Here is a 16,728-nt window from a genome sequence, read left to right on the forward strand (position 1 = left end):
CATGAAGAGGATGCCTTAAGAGAATATGAATTCATTTATGACGCAGAAGTCACAAGATGCGGTTTTATCCAACACCCCAAAATGGAAATGGCGGGGGCAAGTCCTGATGGGTTGATTGGAGAGGACGGTTTAATCGAAGTCAAATGTCCACAATCAACAACCCATCTTCGTTTTTTTATGTATGACGAAATCAAGCCTGAATATATCGCACAAATGCAATTCCAAATGGCATGCACTGGACGAAAGTGGTGTCATTTCATGAGCTATAATCCAAACTTTGTAGGCAAATCTACTGGTTTGAGAATGAAAATCAAACGCGTCAACCGCGATGAGAAACACATTGAAGAGATTAATAAAGCGGTCGAAATCTTTTTAGGGGAAATAGAACAAGAGATGCAAAAGATTTTGACAAAAGCTGCTTAAACCTATGGGGGTGCTCTCTCCTCCCAGCACCCCCACCCATTTAATTAATATAAAAAAGAGAAAGGTAATGAGATGATATTTGATGATGGAGATAGATATGTAACGACACGTGAGTGTGCACAGCTTTTTAGTGTATCCACAACAACGATTCGCAATTGGGTGCTTCAGGGGTTGTTTCCGGAGCCATATAAGCTAGGGAGAGCAGTGAGGTGGAGAAAGAAAGAGATCTTAGCCTTCATTCCAAAGAAAAATAAGGAGCAAATAAGAACAAATTAGGTAAAATTATATAAACTGTAGAAGGTGGTCTAAAAGGTGGTCTGAAAATGGCTATTTAAAGAAAAAATCTATATATTTCAATATGTTGAAGATACAAAATGGTGCCCAGACGCGGATTCGAACCACGGACACGCGGATTTTCAGTCCGCTGCTCTACCAACTGAGCTATCTGGGCATGCTTCATAAAAAATATAAAGCGCTTGCGGTTATAACATTAAAATTTTCTCTGTCCAGTCATCAAAAGAAAAATAATTGATTTTTTAATAAGTTTATTTCCCTATTCTAGAGAGTTATCAATGAATCTTTATCATAAAATAAATTTGATAGGCATATTGGACGCGTTAGTGTATTGTTAGTAGAATGCTGTATTATCGTGGTAATGATACAAAAAAATTAAAAGAATCAATCGAGAAAGATGATTAAGAAAGATTTTTTTATAAAGTTTCCGTGAATTTTAATCATACGAAATAATAGAAAATATTTTTGACTTTTTTCTAAAAAGATTATTGATTAGTCTTTATAATAATTTGTTTTTCTTTATAAAGAAAGAAAAACATCTAAAAGGGGAGAAATAATGATAATGTTACAAAAACCAAGCAGTCGTCCCAATAATACTAATTTTTCTTCAGGCCCTTGTAGCAAACGGCCTGGTTGGACTCTTGATGTTCTTAAAAATGCATTAGTTGGGCGTTCGCATAGATCTAGAGAAGCAGAATTAAAACTTGCTGAAGTTATTAATTTAACCCGTGAGATTCTTGAGGTTCCTTCTGATCATCGTATAGGAATTATGCCAGGCTCAGATACCGGTGCTGTTGAGGCTGCTCTATGGTCTCTATTAGGTGAGCGTGGCATTGATATGGCGGCGTGGGAAAGTTTTGGATTTGGGTGGAATAAAGATGTTGTCGAGCAATTAAAGCTTTCTGATGTGCGTCGTTTTGAAGCTCCTTATGGTGAAATACCAGATTTAACACAACTTGACTTTGATCGTGATGTTGTTTTTACATGGAATGGGACAACTTCTGGTGTGCGTATTCCTAATGCAGATTTCATTCCCCATAAGCGGGCTGGATTGACCATTTGTGATGCAACATCTGCAGCTTTTGCGCAATATCTTGATTTTTCAAAATTAGATGTTGTTACTTTTTCATGGCAGAAAGTTTTGGGAGGTGAGGCTGCGCATGGTATGGTGATTTTAAGTCCTCGTGCTGTTGAGAGGCTTGAGAGTCATGTTCCAGCTTGGCCTATGCCTCAACTTTTCTATATGACAAAAAATGGAAAATTGAACGAAGATATTTTTAAAGGAAAGATAATCAATACACCTTCTATGCTTTGTGTTGAGGATTTTCTTGATGGGTTGAAGTGGGCAAAATCTCTAGGAGGCGCAGCGGCATTAAGAGCACGGGTGGAGAAAAACTTTTCTGTACTTGATGCTTTTGTTCGCAAAACACCATGGTTAGAATATTTGGCAAAAGATCCTGAAGTACGTTCTAACACCGCTGTTTGTTTAGATATTGTGGATCCAGTGGTTACTGCTTTGGATACGGAAAAGCGAGTATCTTTCATAAAAGCGGTTGTGAAACGCCTTGATGAGGAAGGGGCTGCTTATGATATCGGTTCGTATCGCGATGCTCCTCCGGGGCTTCGAATTTGGGCGGGTATAACAATTGAGGCTTCCGATCTTGAAATTTTAACACAATGGCTTGAGTGGGCGTTCCAAGTTGAAAAAGCACAGCTTTAAATAATTACGGGTGATTTTCACAACGTGTTTTAAATAGAAAAAGGATACGAGAGATTATGATGATCTTTTGTATCCTTGTATTAGACAAACAGCCTCTAAATATTACATGAATTGTAAAAGATTAAGAGGAGGAATGAGTGCTCTTTCAGGGGTTGGATACGCACAAATTAAAATCTCTAATTTTTTTACTTTTTGTAGCAAAAATGACAGATTTAAAATATTTTGGTATTTGCTTATCTTTATTATCATAAATTTGAAAATTTAATCACTTGAAGATTGAGAAAAATCTGAAATGAGGAGTCGCACTTGCTCTAAGGTTTCGTTATAAAGAAGTGTTTGTTTTTGAATGCTGGTTTTTTTGACTAAACACGACGGAGAAAGTTATGGCCAATGTAGTTGTTGTCGGTACACAATGGGGTGATGAAGGCAAAGGCAAAATTGTAGATTGGTTATCTGAGCGAGCAGATATCGTGGTGAGATATCAGGGGGGGCATAACGCGGGCCACACATTGGTTATTGATGGAGTTAGTTATAAATTATCACTTTTACCATCGGGTTTAGTTCGTGGGAAGTTATCAATTATTGGGAATGGTGTTGTAGTTGATCCCCATCATTTTGTAGCAGAGTTAAAAAAGCTACGTGATCAGGGCGTGAAAATAACACCGGAAATTTTACGTATTGCTGAAAATGCTCCTTTGATTCTTTCTTTGCATCGTGATCTTGATGCAATTCGAGAAAGCGGTTTATCTGGTTTAAAGATTGGTACAACAAAGCGTGGTATTGGACCGGCTTATGAAGATAAAGTGGGACGTCGTGCTATCCGAGTGATGGATTTGGCAGAAAAAGATACACTTATGGCTAAGATTGAGCGGCTTTTGAGGCATCATAATGCTTTGCGTCGTGGGATGGGTGTTGCAGAGATTGATTCTCAAGCGCTTTATGATGAATTGATGCAAGTTGCGGATAAAGTTTTGCCCTTTATGGATTGTACGTGGCGTCTTTTAGATGAAGGTTATCAAGGAGGGAAACACATTCTTTTTGAAGGTGCGCAAGGTGCTTTACTCGATAATGATTTTGGAACTTATCCTTATGTAACATCATCGAATACAGTTGCTGGGCAGGCATGTACAGGTTCAGGGATGGGGCCTAGTGCAATTCATTATGTTTTGGGTATTGCAAAAGCGTATACCACACGTGTTGGAGAAGGGCCTTTTCCTACAGAGCAGATAAATGATATTGGTGAATTTCTGGGAGTGCGTGGACATGAATTTGGTGTTGTAACGGGTCGAAAGCGTCGATGTGGTTGGTTTGATGCTGTCTTAGTCCGTCAGATGGTAGTAGTTTGCGGTGTTCAAGGTATAGCATTGACAAAACTTGATGTTTTGGATGGTTTGGATGAAATAAAAGTTTGTATTGGTTACGAGCTTGATGGTAGAAGGATTGATTATTTACCTTCTTCTATGGGAGCCCAAGCCCGTGTGAAGCCTATTTATAAAACATTAGAAGGTTGGAAGGAAAAAACAGCCCATGCATTGAGGTGGGAAGATTTACCAATACAGGCTGTTAAATATATACGCTATATTGAAGAACTGATTAATACAAAAGTGGCTTTATTATCTACGAGTCCAGAACGCGAAGATACTATTCTTATTACAGATCCTTTTGCAAATTGATTATTATTTTTAGGTTTCCATATAGATCTTTTGTTCATTTCTATATCTTTTAACAAAAAGAGTTTTTAAGAATGCGTGAAAGAAAGGTGTAAAATGACATTGTTTATTTTTTATATTCATTTTACACTATGACGATAGTTGTACCAATATAAATGATAATAAATTTATGAGCCTAAAATAAAGCTGTTTTAGCCTAAGTGCTAGAGTTTCTTTGCTTAGTTTAAGAGAGATTATAGAGGAAATGGTAGATTTCGTTGGAATCTTAAAAAAGGCAATTAATGCACAAAATAATGTTACACCACAAGTGCGTAAGCGGATTTATAAACGGGCTATTGAAACACTAGAATATCAATTTGTAACAGCAAAAATGCCACAAGCAATAGCAGATGAACAAAGAAAGATTCTTCATAGTGCTATTGCAACTGTTGAAGAAGAATATTTAGCAGTTGAAAAAAAGTTGCTTTCTTCAGTTATTGGGTGGAATCCCACAAATATAAATGAAGATAAGAAATATACAAAAAAAACTATATTACCAAAGAATAATGAATTTTCAGTGGTAGACATAAAAAGAAAGCAGGATTTTGTTACACATCCAAAGGATAGCAAGTTATTTGATGAGCCTTGGGTATCAGATATACCAGATGCAGAGCCTGTTAATATGGAGGCTGATCTACCTTCTCAGCATGTTAATAGCTGTGCGTTAAAGATTTCTTCATCGCAAGAAGATAATCCTCATATTGTTTCGCATATTTTTTCTCAGGCTTTACGTCGTGCTAATAAATCATTGGTGCAAAGGCGTATTGTGGTAAGTGCTGTTTCTGTTGTTAGTTTTGCTGTTTTAACTGTTGGTATTTTTTTTATTGGTGGGCGTGTATTTGTATCAAATGATCATCAGGTGTTAGGAGAAAATCTTCAAGTTTCTCACGAAGTACCAAAGGCACTTTCGGTTAAGAGAAAGTTAACACAACGTTTATTAGAGGATGGGAGTGAAATTGATGTCGGTTTAAAACAAGCGACAGATTCTTCGGATGAAGAAGGAATCTCAACCGTTGTTTCCAGCAATTTGCAATCGCTTGATAAATTAGGTGAAGCTGTTTTTTATCAAGCACGCACAAATTATGATGCAGAAAAGATAGCAACCGGAAGCGTTCGCTGGACGCTTATAAAGGAGCCTTATGTGAAGGGGGATTCAGAAGAAACAGCCATACAAGGTGATATAACAATTCCCGATGAAGGGCTATCATTACGGTTAATTTTACGTCGCAATACCGATCGGTCATTCCCTGCTGCATATATTATGGATCTTATTTTTATTCTTTCTGATAAATTCTCAGGTAAAGCTATAAGCAGTGTTCAAGCATTAACCTTTAAAGCAAGTGAACAATCTATTGGGCAGCCTTTAGTAAGAACTATTTCTACAAAAATTAACGATGATTTTTTTCTTGTTGTATTGAGTGGTAATCATCCATTTCTTGATCGAAATTTGCAATTGATGCGAGAATTAGATTGGATGCGTTTAGTATTAACGGATAAAAACGGACGTATAAATGAATTAACTTTTGCAAAAGGACCAACAGGTGAGTCCATTTTCAATAAAGTTATTGGACAATGGCTTGCACAACAAGATAAGTTAACAGTTCTTGATCAGAAAAATAAAACATAGATGCAAATAAAATAAAAGGTTATTTCTCGATATCGATTTTTATTAGTTATATCAAACACGCTCAATAAAACTGTATACCATAACTCAAAGGATTCTACAGACTGGTTTACAAGAACAAAGCCAATATATGCTTTTCTTATTTCTACTTTAAAAATGCGCAAACAATTGGCTTCATACCTAATTCTAGAGTTTTATACTTGACTTTGAGATAAAGCAGAATCTCTGATAGAATTTTGCACTTTTTCAAATGCACGCATTTCAATTTGTCTTACTCGTTCTCGACTAATGTTAAATTCACCAGAGAGTTCTTCTAGAGTTAATGGTATATCGTTTAAACGACGTGCTTTGAATATACGTCTTTCCCGTTCATTGAGATTGTCCATGGCATTTATAAGCATGGAACGACGATTCTCCAATTCACTTTTTTCAATTAAAATTTGCTCTTGATCGTTAGATTCATCCACTAACCAATCTTGTAACTCGCTGTTTTCCCCTTCTTTTGTACGAAGGGGTGCGTTGAGTGAAGTGTCGCCACCAAGTCGGCGGTTCATTGATATAACTTCATCTTCTGAGACATTCAACTGAGTTGCAATTTCTTTTACTTGTTCTGCATTGAGATCACCGCTATCAAGTGCTTGAAGTTTACTTTTTAATTTACGAAGGTTAAAAAACAAGCGCTTTTGATTAGCTGTTGTCCCCATCTTCACCAAACTCCAAGACCGTAATACATATTCTTGGATTGATGCTTTAATCCACCATATTGCATAGGTTGCAAGACGAAAACCACGTTCTGGCTCAAAGCGCTTAACAGCTTGCATGAGTCCAACATTGCCTTCTGAAATGACTTCCCCAATGGGGAGTCCATAGCCACGATATCCCATAGCGATTTTAGCTACAAGACGCAAATGACTGGTTACCAGCCTATGCGCCGCTTTTAAATCATTATGCTCACGGTAACGTTGAGCTAACATATACTCTTCTTTCGGATCAAGCATTGGAAAACGACGCACTTCTTCCAAATAACGGTTTAATCCGCCATCGCCTGTGGTTACTGATAACAAATTCATATGGGCCATAATAGCACCCTCCTTTTGTCTGAATTCCCTGATAAGGCAAATTCTATGCTTCAGATAGTAATACCTGTGTACATTCACTTTAGCATATTTTTCAAGTTTGTTCAAAAAAAGATATTTTATTGTGAAATCTTGAGAAGGAGAAAAGTTTCAATTCATTTTTTTTAAATGCTTAATAAGTTTAGCCATATCTTGAGGTAGTGGCGCGGAAAACGACATAACTTTACCGGTAGAAGGGTGTTCAAAAGTGAGACTTGCGGCATGGAGTGCCTGTCGGTTGAATCGATCGATTGCATTTCTAATAGTGGGGTTGAATGCGTTTGATTTTGTTTTAAAAGCGTTTCCATAAACTGTATCGCCTATGAGTGGATGCCCAATATGAGCCATATGAACACGGATTTGATGGGTGCGTCCAGTTTCCAAGCGACATTCCAGAAGGCTAGCAAAAGATGTTGAGTCTGCATGAGAGCCATATTTTTCTAGCAAAGAAAAATGTGTAACAGCATGACGAGCATAAGGGTTTTGGTTATGGATAACAGCTTGCTTTGTTCGGTTATGGGGCGAACGGCCAAGTGATGCATCAATTGTCCAAACATTGCGGTGAGGTGTCCCCCAAATCAAGGCATGATAGCGTCGGTCTAATGCACAGGTACGTCCATGATCAGAAAATTGAGCACTGAGACTTTTATGAGCCAGATCATTTTTTGCAACCACCATAACACCACTTGTATTTTTATCGAGACGATGGACAATGCCAGGGCGTTTAACACCACCTATACCAGATAAACTATTACCGCAGTGATAAATAAGAGCATTAACCAACGTACCGGTCCAATTTCCATTGCCAGGATGAACAACAAGACCTGCTGGTTTGTTAATAACAATGATATGATCATCTTCAAAAAGGATGTCCAATGCAATAGCTTCAGCGCTAGGTTCTGCATCACGAAGGTCAGGCATTGCCAATTCAATTATTTGCTGAGGTTTTAATTTTGTTTTTGGTTCCTTTATGAATTGACCATCAATTTTAAGATAGCCTTCACGGATGAGGGTTTGCAAACGCGAACGTGAGAACACATTATGATATTGTTTTGCTAGCCACTGATCAAGACGTTGCCCAAGAGCACCTTCATCCGTTATTTTTTGTATTACCATACGATTTCTATTAAGTTTTTAATAAGATTTTACCAGTACGAAATTGCTTTACTATCGAGAAATTCTTTAATTCCCCAAAGTCCCCCTTCACGGGCGCGTCCAGACAATTTTACACCTCCAAAATAGCTTCCACTGGGTAATCCATATCCGTTAACTTCTACCATACCAGAGCGTATTTGTGCCGCAATACGACGACATTTGTTGCGATCTTGTGATTGTATATAGTTTGTAAGACCATACTCAGTGTCATTCGTTAAAGCGACAGCTTCTTCTTCTGTATTAAAAGCAAGAATCGAGAGAACTGGACCAAAGATTTCTTCTTTGAAAATACGCATATGAGGTTTTACATCAGCAAAGACTGTTGGACGGACATAATAACCGCGTTCGATTCCTCTTGGTAAACCAGTTCCGCCTGCAACAAGAGTTGCACCATCATCAATTCCCGATTGGATAAGATCTTGAATTTTGTCATACTGTTTTTTTGAAACGACGGGACCAATATGATTTCCTTCTTGGCAATTTGGTCCTACTTTTGTTGTTTCTGCAATATCTTTGGCTATTTTTATGGCTTTGTCATAGATGCTCTGTTCCACCAGCATACGAGTCGGTGCATTACAGCTTTGTCCACTATTATAAAAGCAATGTCGCACACCACGTTGAATAGCATCTGAGTCGGCATCAGCAAAGATAATATTCGCTCCTTTTCCTCCAAGTTCCAGACAGACTCTTTTTAAAGTAGCGCTAGCATTTTTAGAAATATCTTTTCCTGCTCTAGTTGAACCAGTAAAGCTAATCATTTCTAGATCTGGATGTGCTGAGAGGTAAGAGCCGACAGTTGCACCATCACCATTGATTAAATTAAAAACACCGGCAGGGAGCCCGGCTTCATCTAAAAATTCAGCAAAAAGCATAGCAGAAAGAGGCGCAATTTCAGAGGGCTTTAATACCATGGTACAGCCAGCCAAGAGAGCAGGGATAACTTTAAGAGTTACTTGATTCATGGGCCAATTCCATGGCGTAATTAATCCTACGACGCCGATAGGGTCGTAGTGAAGAATTGCTTGCTCATTTCCCTTTATTAAAGTTTCTTGGAACGAAAACTCTTTATAAGCTTCGATAAAATTGCGAATGTGGGAACTGCCAGTTGCGGTTTGCGCATTAAGTGCCATATCAATCGGTGCTCCCATTTCCATTGAAATGGTTTTTGCCATGTCGTTAGAACGTTTTTCATAGATATTTAGAATTTTTTCAACGAACCCAAGACGCTCACTTGGTGACGTTGTTTTCCATTTTTGAAACGCTTCTTTAGCTGCGTTAATTGCTTTATCGGCATCTTCTGTACTTCCAAGGCTAATGACAGCACAAGCCTCTTCTGTTGATGGATTAATGACGTCAAAATCGTGAGGAGTGCTTGGGTCATCCCATAGACCATTGATATAAAATTTCCGTTTACTACACATAATTCACTCCCTTTTTTCTATTTGTGTTTATTTAATTATGATTATCTTAGTCTAAGCCGTTTTAAACGGGGATAACAAGGGTAATCTTATAAAAACGCAAGAAATTAGATTGTATCATGATAATTGAGCATGGAGAATTCAATAGAGCAATGCTTATATACCTATTTGTATTATTAGGACTAATTGCTTTTATGAAATGGGAGAGAAAGAGAGCTATAGACAATTTTCCTGAAGCTTTTTATCATGAAGTTTTCTGCAAAACAAATGAAATACGAGCTCTATGACATCATAAACGAGACAATTTATATCGTAAATATGCAGAAGGGAGATTATGAACATGCATTATGGCATTATTTTTTTCATTAAAAAGTAACCATCAGCAAAAGGTTATTAACCTTCGTATGATAGTTTCTACGAATTCTTTTTGAAAAGGTTATTTTTCTCATTGCTATAAATTTGTTGGGTGCCATGCATAATTCGAAAACAAAATCTATTTCTACGCCTTCTTTTTCTGATGATGGTACGAAAGGTGCATCAAGAGAAGATTTATCTGTTAAGATTACAGAGATATTTCCTTATCCGGAAGTATGGAAAAAGGCATTTACCCTCGGAAAAAATGTCCGTTTCACGCGAACCCCAGAAGTTGAGATTTTGCGTCGTCGTATAGAAACAGATCCAGTTTTTGCAAAACAGTTTAAAATTTTTACGAAGCAAGATCAAAAAAAAATTACAGATACAGATATTGTACGTTGTAACAAGAAAACAACAAGCGTTTCATCGACAAAAAAAGTCATTAATCCTCAATCAATAGAAAATAAAACGTCGGTTTGTCATTCAACAGTTTTGAAGCAGTTGTCACGACAAGTTACTTGTATACCATCAGAAAATATCCCCCTTGAGGAGGGTAAACAAGAGCATAAATTACAAGTAGAAAATGTGCTACAAAAAATGAATCCTGCTTGGCATCTTTCCGATGATGCATTTTTTGAATGCGTATCTTTGATATTTGAACATATGGATACTCAAACTTCAAAAGAGGATCAAACATCGATTGACACGACAAATGAAATTACATCCGATATCCCTTCTGTTTTTGATGAGTCAATAACTGCTCTTTACCGTGTTCTCGAATACCGCTTTCCGCAACTCTATGATTCCATTACATCGGAATCTCCAGCGGAAAGGATGCGAGGCGTTGAGCAAATTTCTGATTTAATGCATACAAATAATGATATTACTAAAGAATGTCATTCTAAGCTTTCTGTTGAAGATTCCGCTCATAAGTTAAGTAATGCAAGGGCGTTAAACGATACTGAGGCACTAAGCGACGCTGAGTCTAGTATAGAGACGAAAAAAACCAATAATATTGTCGATTGCATAACAGAGAATGTCACACCAAATTTAAAAGATTTGTCTGTGATGCAAGCAAACGGTAAAACGAAAATATTGCAATCTGCCCGCGTGCCATTAAGCAATTATGATTCTGCTTTTATGCAAAATATTCAATCTATTGACAGTGATGCTTATGAGTTTCCTCCGATCAATTTATTACAGGAACCTGTTTTTCATGAAGGTACGATGATTCCTCAGGAAACATTGGAACGCGGTGCTGGGTTTTTGGAAAGTGTTTTGGAAGATTTTGGCATTAAGGGTGAAGTTATCCATGTACATCCAGGGCCAGTGGTTACAATGTATGAATTTGAGCCTGCTGCGGGTGTAAAGTCATCGCGCGTTATTAATCTTTCTGATGATATTGCGCGTTCTATGTCTGCTATTTCTACACGCGTTGCTGTCATTCCTGGACGGAATGTTATTGGGATTGAGTTACCCAATGCGGTTCGTGAAACCGTTTATCTACGGGAATTAATTCAAACACGTTCTTTTCGTGAAAGTGAATTTAAACTTGCTCTTGCTTTGGGGAAAGGGATTAGTGGTGAGCCGGTCATTGTAGAATTAGCAAAAATGCCTCATTTATTGGTTGCAGGAACAACAGGATCAGGCAAGTCTGTAGCAATTAATACAATGATTTTGTCGATTCTTTATCGTATGACACCAAAACAGTGTCGTTTGATCATGGTTGATCCTAAAATGCTAGAGCTCTCTGTTTATGATGGCATTCCACATCTTTTAACACCTGTTGTAACAGATCCTAAAAAAGCAGTAACAGCTTTAAAATGGGCGGTTCGTGAAATGGAAGAGCGTTATCGCAAAATGGCTAAGTTAGGTGTACGTAATATTGATGGTTTTAATGCACGTGTTGCACTTGCGGCTCAAAAAGGTGAAACGATCATGTGTACTGTACAATCGGGTTTTGATAAGGAAACAGGGAAAATGCTTTATCATGAAGAAGCCATGGATCTGACGCAGCTTCCTTATATTGTTGTGATTGTTGATGAGATGGCTGATCTCATGATGGTGGCAGGGAAAGAAATAGAGAATGCCATTCAGCGCTTAGCACAAATGGCGCGTGCGGCTGGTATTCATCTTATTATGGCAACACAGCGCCCTTCTGTTGATGTTATCACAGGGACAATTAAAGCGAACTTTCCTACCCGCGTTTCTTTTCAAGTGACATCAAAAATTGACAGTCGTACGATCCTAGGTGAACAAGGTGCTGAAACGCTTTTAGGTCAAGGAGATATGCTTCATATGGCAGGTGGGGGGCGTATTGTACGCGTTCATGGACCTTTTGTCTCTGATGAAGAAGTTGAATCCATTGTTGCACATCTTAAACTGCAAGGAAAACCTGATTATTTAGCAACCGTCACGGATAACGAAGATGATAACAAAGAGGATTCTTCTTCCGATTCAACGGTTGAAGTTTCTGAGGAAGAAAATTTTGATGAAGAGGGAGAGGAGCTTTATAATCAAGCTGTAAAGATTGTTATGCGTGATAAAAAATGTTCAACATCTTATATTCAGCGCCGACTTTCAATCGGCTATAATAAAGCAGCTTCTCTTGTTGAGCGGATGGAAGAAAAAGGCATTGTTGGAGCCGCTAATCATGTGGGAAAACGTGAAATTTTACTTAATGCAGGGAAATAAAAAAGCACATTAAAATGTGCTATTTTTAAAATGTTTGACAGTCATTACTTAAATAGCGAATGCTTGGTTTATTTTTCAAAACAGATGTGATCATGTATTTATTATTTATAATAATATTAAAAAATTGAATGGAGAGTAATAAAGCAAAAGCGATCTTTTGACTGCTGATACTAAAAGGGGAGATATTTTTAACATTTCTAGATGATCTGGAATGTAAAGAAATTAAACAAATCTTTGTATGAGAACAGATGATTTTTGTTCTCTTTTCTGATTGCAGAAAAGTTCTTTGGTTAAATAATGCAGTGGTATATTTTTTTGTTTTCTCTTCCTATAGCGGTTCTGATGAAAGAAAGGTCTTTTGGGGATTATGGAGAGCATCATAAGAAGAGTATCCAATATGCAAGTTTTGTTGCATTGGGTGCTTTAAAGCACTATGCTAAATTTGTTATTATTTGATATTATTGGTACAAGAAAGGTGTTCTTACGAGAAACTTTATTTGAAAAAGAAATTTTAATTTCTATTTTTATAATGCAATTTATTGATTTATAATAATAATTTATCATTATAAGTATTGAATGAAAGTTTCAAATATCGTAAGATTTTTTCATTTCAAATTTGTTTCTGTTGAAACAAATAAAACGATTTTCTTGTGCATCATAATAATGTAGGGGTAAAAAAGTTAAAAAAAATAAAAATGCCGCTTATGAACGCCTTCAAATGCCAAGAACTATTGGTGACATTAGGGGTTAAAATTAGTATAATGATGGTCCTAACAAGCTCTTTTATAAGCATAAAAATGTCATGTACAATGCCTTGCTATCTGTTATGGGGGTCTTTACATTATACTATTTACGGATGCCGTTGTAAAATAAGCTTGAGGAGCTTGGGGGATATCTTTTAAAAACAGGCACATGAATGCGTAAAATAAGTGTATTCTTTTTGAGTACTATTTATGCGAGGGAGATGTTACCATTATTGTAACAAGATTTATTACAATAATGGGTGAATAAGCAATAGGAGTTGGAGGATTCTTTTTATTCTTGTTTTGTTGATGAAACAGTCAAAATTTTGCTCCAGACAATTGATATGAGATATCAATTTATTTTAACCAGAATAGATAATTGTAAACAAATTAGCATTATTCATTTGAGAGTAAACCCAACACTTTTTAGTTTTAATTATGCCATTAAAAGCAGATGAATTGAAGTTAAATACAAATGAATTAAAATGTCAGCAAGAAGCTTTTCGTTTTATACCAGAGCTTTTGCCGCGGCCTTTTACGTGGGAAATCGATCATAATGGTTTATTTTGTGAAGTCTCAAAAGAACTAGCTGAAGTTGTTGGTCCTCTCTCTTCCTCTATTTTAGGATGTAGCTTTCATGAGCTTGCTCATCAATTTAATGATGATCGATATCTGGTTCTCAGTCATTTTATTGAAGCTGCTATGCCTTGGAGTAAAGAGATTGTTCAATGGCCTGTTGATGGTTGCTTACAATGGCTTGATGTTGAGTTGTCGGCTTTGCCAATTTTTGATGTTAAAAAACAGCTTAAGGGGTTTCGTGGCTTTGGTGTTTTAAAAATACGAAAAAAAGTCCAAGAAAAAAGAGATGAAAAGCTGGAAACAGAAATGCCATGTCTTACGGAGATAGAACGCTCAGCTTTTCATGAAATTGCAGAGAAATTACGTGATGAATTGAATTCATCGGTAAAAGAAAAAAAATTAGTTGAAGAAACAGCTATTCAGTTACCATATACACGAACATTGCCGGTAAATGCTATAGAACAAGCTCTCGTAAAAGAGCCCGCTGCAGTTTTATCATTGTTGGATACAGCAACAGATGGTGTTTTATGGTTGGATGAAGAGGGCTTTATTCAATCAGCAAGTAGGGCAGCCTTAGCATTAATGGGTTATGAAATAAATGAACTACGAGGACAGCCACTCTCTTCATTATTTACTTTGCAAAGCCGATTTTTCGTTGAAAAATATTTTAAATCAATCCGTGTGGAGGGGAAAAATCAGGTTTTAAATCGCAGAGAAACAGCTGATTTAATGACGAAAAATCATAAAAATATAACCGTTTTGATAACGATTGTATTTTTGGCACAGCAAGGCAATTATGCTGTTATGTTGCGTGATAGGACACAAACAGTTCCATTAGGAGAAAAAAAAGCAGAAGAGGATAAAATTGTTGGTGTTGTTCATGAAATACGAACACCTTTGAATGCTCTTATTGGTTTTGCAGAAATTATGAGAGAAGGCCGTTTTGGTTCGATAGAAAATGAGCGCTATCGTGGATATTTACGCGATATTATTTCCTCTGGAAAACATATATTATTGCTGATTAATCAATTACTAGAGTGCTCGAAGATAAATTATTCTGGTTCCAATAACCAGATTGATTCTTCCATTATTTCTGAAACATTTGATGTGATATCTTGTTTACGTGCGACGATAGCTTTTCTTGAAACTCAAGCCAATCAGAACGGCATTATCATGCGCATTGTTGCTCCACCTCATGTTCCATTTATTCCTGTATCACAACAAGTGTTTCGCCAGATTATATGGAATCTTCTTTCCAATGCTATTCGTTTTACACCTTTGGGTGGACAGATTATTGTTCACGTTTCTTATAGAAAAGAACGTGTAAAAATTTCAGTGAGTGATAATGGTATAGGGATGAACGAAGAAGAGATTGTACAGGCACTGAAACCTTATGGTCAAGTAGAGCGCAAAGATGGCCGATCTGGTGATAGCGCTTTTATAGGAACAGGTTTAGGACTCCCAATGTGTAAAGCAATGGTGGAAGAAAGAGGAGGACAATTTTTATTGTTCTCAAAACCCAATCATGGAACAACTGTGGAAATGTTTTTTCCTCGTGTTCCATGATGTAAATCTTGCATAAAATTATTTTTTCTTAGCCAAAAGATCTCTAATTTCTGTTAAAAGTTGTTCTTCTGAAGACGTTTTTTTTGGGCTTTCTTCTTCTTTTCTACGGATTTTATTCATAGCTTTAACGAATAAAAAAAGAACCCAAGCAATAATGAGAAAATTGATAAGTAAAGTAATAAAGTGTCCATAGCTAATGGTTGCTCCAGCTGCTTTGGCGGCACTCAATGTTGCTTGTTTTTCGCCAGCAAGTTGAATAAACATATTAGAAAAATCAATTCCACCTGTAATCAGTCCAATGATTGGCATAAAAATATCATTGACAATTGAGTTGACCAAGCTACCAAAAGCACCCCCTATAATCACACCGATAGCAAGATCAATCATATTACCTTTTAGGGCAAATTCTTTAAATTCTTTCAGCATTGCGTTTTCCCCTTTATGTAAGCGATATACGGTAATTTACTTACCGCTTTTGATGAAAAAGGAAAGGGCAGATTTTATTTTTAGGGTTATATTACAATATTAATATTATTTTCAAAGAACTTTATAAGGTTCAATAAAGAGCATTAGGGCTCTATTTGAATGTACATAGAACATTTCCTAGAAAAAAGCTTTTTTGATAAAAACTATATCTGCTTTTTTCAACAGAAAGTAGAAAACTGTAGCTTAATTTATATAATTGCCTCAAGATTTTTATGATAACATTAAAAAGAAAGATTTTTACATAATACCACAAAATGAGCAGTAATGAAGTACATATATTGGTAAAATAAAAAATATATTTCAGCATTGATGGAAGAAATAGATAGATGAGGCAGGAGAAAACTTATAATTTAATTCCTCTTAATTTAGTAAGCGATAATGGCAATTAGGAGGGCATTATGGCTTATCTAAAAGCTATTTTTACTGGGGTGTATGAGCTAAAATGGCGATAATTCTGATGGAAGAAACACATTTCATCTACTGGAAGATTGTATTAGTTTATAAATAGCAGAGCTCTAGGGTTTGCAAGATCATTTTGGTTTGGAAATCGTTGGTATGATAGGTGGGAGTTCAATGATCAACTGTCATTACTTAAACTATATGTTAGACAGAGCACTTATAGATGCTAAATTGTATTTAGTGCATCAGAAATGGCAAAAAAAACAATGCAGTTTCTTCAAAATTTTATCAATAGAGTACAAATGATTGAATACCCTGTTGCTAATAAATAGCGCAACAATAGTATGAATTTAGATAATTTTATGAACCATGTATTCTATAAATGCTAGGAAAAAATAGCTTTATAGAGCAAGCTCTGTTTCTATTGGAAACAATATTACACAAAGGAA

The 16,728-nt window shown here is 36.4% G+C and carries 11 protein-coding genes and 1 tRNA gene; 7 read left to right on the forward strand and 5 right to left on the reverse strand.

All coding sequences use genetic code 11. From position 1 onward, the window contains the following. The coding region (locus ACFINF_RS03420; RefSeq protein WP_375619678.1) for a lambda exonuclease family protein at positions 1 to 423 on the forward strand (423 nt) is incomplete at its 5' end. A gap of 72 nt (positions 424 to 495) precedes the next feature. Next, positions 496 to 699: a helix-turn-helix transcriptional regulator gene (locus tag ACFINF_RS03425; RefSeq protein ID WP_375619679.1), complete on the forward strand. Its 204-nt coding sequence runs from the start codon at positions 496 to 498 to the stop codon at positions 697 to 699. A gap of 99 nt (positions 700 to 798) precedes the next feature. On the opposite strand, the gene ACFINF_RS03430 is transcribed toward ACFINF_RS03425, so the two are convergent. Continuing rightward, positions 799 to 874 (reverse strand) — tRNA-Phe (locus ACFINF_RS03430). A 399-nt stretch (positions 875 to 1,273) separates the two neighbouring features. Here ACFINF_RS03430 and ACFINF_RS03435 point away from each other — a divergent pair. From ACFINF_RS03435 to ACFINF_RS03445, 3 genes are all read left to right on the forward strand, one after another. After that, positions 1,274 to 2,437, forward strand: coding sequence for a phosphoserine transaminase (locus ACFINF_RS03435; RefSeq protein WP_375619680.1), 1,164 nt, complete (start codon positions 1,274 to 1,276; stop codon positions 2,435 to 2,437). A 383-nt stretch (positions 2,438 to 2,820) separates the two neighbouring features. Then, positions 2,821 to 4,110: an adenylosuccinate synthase gene (locus tag ACFINF_RS03440; protein WP_375619681.1), complete on the forward strand. Its 1,290-nt coding sequence runs from the start codon at positions 2,821 to 2,823 to the stop codon at positions 4,108 to 4,110. Between the two features lie 241 nt (positions 4,111 to 4,351). Then, positions 4,352 to 5,773 carry a hypothetical protein gene (locus tag ACFINF_RS03445; protein WP_375619682.1) on the forward strand — a complete coding sequence of 474 codons (1,422 nt, stop codon included), beginning with the start codon at positions 4,352 to 4,354 and terminating at the stop codon, positions 5,771 to 5,773. A 191-nt stretch (positions 5,774 to 5,964) separates the two neighbouring features. Here ACFINF_RS03445 and rpoH read toward each other — a convergent pair whose 3' ends face one another. The 3 genes from rpoH to ACFINF_RS03460 all read right to left on the reverse strand — a co-directional run bounded on the left by rpoH (position 5,965) and on the right by ACFINF_RS03460 (position 9,461). After that, the gene (gene rpoH / locus ACFINF_RS03450; RefSeq protein ID WP_375619683.1) at positions 5,965 to 6,849 is read right to left on the reverse strand and encodes an RNA polymerase sigma factor RpoH; all 885 of its coding nucleotides are present in this window, start codon (positions 6,847 to 6,849) and stop codon (positions 5,965 to 5,967) included. Positions 6,850 to 6,996: 147 nt separating this feature from the next. Beyond that, positions 6,997 to 8,001, reverse strand: coding sequence for an RluA family pseudouridine synthase (locus ACFINF_RS03455; protein ID WP_375619684.1), 1,005 nt, complete (start codon positions 7,999 to 8,001; stop codon positions 6,997 to 6,999). Between the two features lie 29 nt (positions 8,002 to 8,030). Beyond that, a complete protein-coding gene (locus ACFINF_RS03460; RefSeq protein WP_375619685.1) occupies positions 8,031 to 9,461 on the reverse strand; it encodes an aldehyde dehydrogenase family protein in 1,431 nt (476 codons plus the stop codon). A gap of 468 nt (positions 9,462 to 9,929) precedes the next feature. Here ACFINF_RS03460 and ACFINF_RS03465 point away from each other — a divergent pair, with 468 nt between their 5' ends. After that, positions 9,930 to 12,506, forward strand: coding sequence for a DNA translocase FtsK (locus ACFINF_RS03465; RefSeq protein WP_375619686.1), 2,577 nt, complete (start codon positions 9,930 to 9,932; stop codon positions 12,504 to 12,506). A gap of 1,181 nt (positions 12,507 to 13,687) precedes the next feature. Then, entirely contained in the window at positions 13,688 to 15,394 is a 1,707-nt protein-coding gene (locus tag ACFINF_RS03470; protein ID WP_375619687.1) for an ATP-binding protein, read from the forward strand. Between the two features lie 18 nt (positions 15,395 to 15,412). On the opposite strand, the gene mscL is transcribed toward ACFINF_RS03470, so the two are convergent. Further along, on the reverse strand, positions 15,413 to 15,820 hold the full coding sequence (mscL, locus tag ACFINF_RS03475) for a large conductance mechanosensitive channel protein MscL (protein ID WP_026500234.1): 408 nt from the start codon (positions 15,818 to 15,820) through the stop codon (positions 15,413 to 15,415). Between the last annotated feature and the right edge of the window lie 908 nt (positions 15,821 to 16,728).

This window comes from Bartonella sp. TS25HLJMH, from assembly GCF_042193505.1.
GTDB lineage: Bacteria > Pseudomonadota > Alphaproteobacteria > Rhizobiales > Rhizobiaceae > Bartonella > Bartonella grahamii.

Coding starts and splice junctions, on each gene's coding strand:
- ACFINF_RS03435 (WP_375619680.1), top strand. CDS start 1,274: ATGATAATGTTACAAAAACCAAGCAGTCGTCCCAATAATACTAATTTT.
- mscL (WP_026500234.1), bottom strand. CDS start 15,820: ATGCTGAAAGAATTTAAAGAATTTGCCCTAAAAGGTAATATGATTGAT.
- ACFINF_RS03465 (WP_375619686.1), top strand. CDS start 9,930: ATGCATAATTCGAAAACAAAATCTATTTCTACGCCTTCTTTTTCTGAT.
- ACFINF_RS03425 (WP_375619679.1), top strand. CDS start 496: ATGATATTTGATGATGGAGATAGATATGTAACGACACGTGAGTGTGCA.
- ACFINF_RS03445 (WP_375619682.1), top strand. CDS start 4,352: ATGGTAGATTTCGTTGGAATCTTAAAAAAGGCAATTAATGCACAAAAT.
- ACFINF_RS03455 (WP_375619684.1), bottom strand. CDS start 8,001: ATGGTAATACAAAAAATAACGGATGAAGGTGCTCTTGGGCAACGTCTT.
- rpoH (WP_375619683.1), bottom strand. CDS start 6,849: ATGGCCCATATGAATTTGTTATCAGTAACCACAGGCGATGGCGGATTA.
- ACFINF_RS03470 (WP_375619687.1), top strand. CDS start 13,688: ATGCCATTAAAAGCAGATGAATTGAAGTTAAATACAAATGAATTAAAA.
- ACFINF_RS03460 (WP_375619685.1), bottom strand. CDS start 9,461: ATGTGTAGTAAACGGAAATTTTATATCAATGGTCTATGGGATGACCCA.
- ACFINF_RS03440 (WP_375619681.1), top strand. CDS start 2,821: ATGGCCAATGTAGTTGTTGTCGGTACACAATGGGGTGATGAAGGCAAA.